Raw genomic sequence first — 261 nt, forward strand, 5'->3', positions numbered from 1 at the left:
GAAGACAGCTTGTCTCTCGTTCGAGGCGTGATCCGCTTACAGGCGTGTCAATCGGCGTTGATTTTACTCAACGACTTGCCTAATGAATTTCGCAAGCAAGCTTACTTCGCGGCGAAGGGCGACGTGATGGAATGTCTCTCAAAACATTCAAACGCCATTTTGTATTGGCAGGAATCTCTCAAAATGCATCCGGCTTACGCTCGAGACCGTCGAGAGCTCGAAAGAAAGATCGGCAAATGAGACGCTTTTACCTTCTATTCC

At 48.3% G+C, this 261-nt stretch carries 1 protein-coding gene; it reads left to right on the plus strand.

Features of this window, described 5'->3' with window-relative positions:
• Positions 1-240 (plus strand): hypothetical protein (locus O4G74_RS16185; protein WP_269403543.1); only part of this gene is annotated, 240 nt, incomplete at its 5' end.
• Positions 241-261 lie beyond the last annotated feature (21 nt).

The organism is Henriciella marina, assembly GCF_027213945.1.
Lineage (GTDB): Bacteria > Pseudomonadota > Alphaproteobacteria > Caulobacterales > Hyphomonadaceae > Henriciella > Henriciella marina_A.